Source organism: Bartonella acomydis (assembly GCF_039543025.1).
Lineage (GTDB): Bacteria > Pseudomonadota > Alphaproteobacteria > Rhizobiales > Rhizobiaceae > Bartonella > Bartonella acomydis.
In genome coordinates this window covers 1-2,188 of record NZ_BAABIY010000078.1, presented here as the reverse complement: position 1 = coordinate 2,188, position 2,188 = coordinate 1, and the positions used below count along the sequence as shown (strand labels likewise).

General features: G+C 39.1%; 3 protein-coding genes and 1 pseudogene. 3 read left to right on the top strand and 1 reads right to left on the bottom strand.

Translation table 11 applies throughout. The features are described 5' to 3' along the window. From ABD909_RS07120 to ABD909_RS07110, 3 genes are all read left to right on the top strand, one after another. On the top strand, positions 1-952 hold a 952-nt coding region (locus tag ABD909_RS07120; RefSeq protein WP_345097259.1), incomplete at its 5' end, for a filamentous hemagglutinin. Further along, on the top strand, positions 949-1,362 hold the full coding sequence (locus ABD909_RS07115) for a hypothetical protein (protein WP_345097258.1): 414 nt from the start codon (positions 949-951) through the stop codon (positions 1,360-1,362). The genes ABD909_RS07120 and ABD909_RS07115, both read left to right, overlap by 4 nt. Positions 1,363-1,458: 96 nt before the next feature. Next, positions 1,459-1,860 carry a hypothetical protein gene (locus ABD909_RS07110; protein ID WP_345097257.1) on the top strand — a complete coding sequence of 134 codons (402 nt, stop codon included), beginning with the start codon at positions 1,459-1,461 and terminating at the stop codon, positions 1,858-1,860. Positions 1,861-2,086: 226 nt separating this feature from the next. Here the strand turns inward: ABD909_RS07110 and ABD909_RS07105 are convergent. Then, positions 2,087-2,188 (bottom strand): annotated as a pseudogene (locus ABD909_RS07105) (helix-turn-helix transcriptional regulator); the annotation flags it as partial.

Genomic DNA, 2,188 nt, shown 5'->3' with positions numbered 1-2,188 from the left:
CCATCAGGCTGTTGCACCAATAGACGCCACATCCCTTGAGGGAGCAGTGCATAATCGCTTAGATATGATCAATGATTTATCCGATGAAGGATTGGGTTATTTTTATAAAATTTATAAAATTGCCTATGCGACAAAACATCCTGAAGGAGAAGTTGCGCATGATGAAAATGGCAATGTCATTTATGCAACAGATAAAAATGGAGAGCCTATAGAAGATAGCTATGGAAGAAAAATACCTCTGTATCGCTATTTAAAACCAGAAGAAGAAAATCATTTACAAAAAGGTTCTGATGGCGAGGTTCATATGTTTTATAATGGTATTTTTACCTCCCCCGATGATGCCGCGCGTTATGCCGTCCAATTTGCTGACAACGATCATGATCATCTTTATTTTACATATTTCCCGCAAGCTAAAGACATGCTAGTAGAGGCAGGTATAGCGGTTTTTCAGAAGTTTTTTGAAGGTACACTTTTCTTTGGATTGACCAATTCGACCAAGAAGTTCCAGAATACAATGTATCTTTATGGCAATGACGGATTACATATTGATGGGCACAGCCGTGGTAGTATGACAGTAGGTAATGGAATGCGTGACTTTGAAAAGCGCGGCATCCACGGTATAGCAGGCAACACGAGTATCAATCTTTTTGGTCCAGCTTACAACGCTCAATCGATGGCAAATACACTTGATTATTTAAGTGATGGCAAGCAAACCTCTGTCGGTTTAGAAAACCACGCATATGACTTTGTTGGTATAAAGTTTGGTGGAAATCCTGCTACTTTTGATAAGATCCCTGCTGGCAGTAGTCCCTGGAACGAGGCATGGAGAATATTTAAAACTTATCCTACTGTCCATGCTTGTTATGGTCATGCAAGTGATAAGTGTACATGGCGCTATGGCTCATCTCATCGTATACAAATTAATTCAATTAAATCAGGGGGCAAGAAATGAAATACATCTTAAAATTATTGAGTGTGCTTGTTTTGTTTATCATAGCTGGATGTAATTTTTTTAAGCCTTCTCCAGGGTATATATACATGTGGGAGAAGCCAGGGGCAGATTTTACAGAAGTAGGAAAAGCTTTGTTAGAATGTGGCATGCCAACCCCTTATGATGAGGATTCAGAAAACAGAAAGGTAAGCATTAATGCAAAAGCGACAATTTATGCTTGCATGATTCAATCAGGATTCCGCTATAAAAATGAACAGGTAGCAAGAGCGGGAGGGCCATGTTATACATTTAGAGAAGAAAACCTCCCCATTTGTCGTCCAGGCGCAGTCATTCCACAGCGAAGTGTCAAGAGGCGCTTAAACAGCCCGTTTTGTAAAAAACATCCAGAACAATATGAGTGCTATCCTTAACATTGCTTGTGATGGAAAGTAACAATCCCCACCTTCATGTATTCCCATGCTTGTGCGGGATTGTTCTTTCAAACAATCCATTGAAAGAGGGGAAAAATGAAGAAAATTTTAAAACTATTGAGCTGCAGTGCTGTGCTTATGATGGCTGGATGTAACTCAAAGCCTCCTTCAAAATACTTTGTTATATGGGAAAAGTCAGATGCAGATTCTACTGAGGTGGCAAAAGCATTATTAGAGTGTGGTAAGCCGACTCCTTATAATGCCGATCCAGAAAATAGTGAACTAGGTTTCAATGAATGGGCAAGAATTCATACTTGTATGCTTCAATCGGGCTTTCAGTACACAAGTGAAAATGGGAAGTGGTGTGAAAATTGTCAAGATGATAGGATTCCTGTGTATCCTCTTAATGGTCCTGTTATTCCTAAGAGAAGTGTCGAGAGGCGTTTAAAGAGCAGTTACTGTCAAAAATATAAAAATAAACCGGAATGCCAACCTTAAGTCTTGCTGTTGATGGTTAACAAACCCCACTTTCATGTATTTCCACGTCTGTGTGGGGATTGTTCCTCCAACAAACCATCTAACACTGAATGTAAAACAATATGACATAGGGAATACACTTAGTAATCTTGTTATTTACATCATAAGATGTGATTTTTGATTTTGCACTTCATAAGCTTCCTGTGAAAATGAAAAGCCTTGTCTGTCCTTACGTGACAAGGTTTTTTTATGCCGCATCACTTTGACGTTGCTGTTTTGCTTGTTCGATGACATTGATAAGATCCGATTGTAACCAACGCGATAAGAAACCAAATTTTAAAGGTTTTGG

Coding starts and splice junctions, on each gene's coding strand:
- ABD909_RS07115 (WP_345097258.1), top strand. CDS start 949: ATGAAATACATCTTAAAATTATTGAGTGTGCTTGTTTTGTTTATCATA.
- ABD909_RS07110 (WP_345097257.1), top strand. CDS start 1,459: ATGAAGAAAATTTTAAAACTATTGAGCTGCAGTGCTGTGCTTATGATG.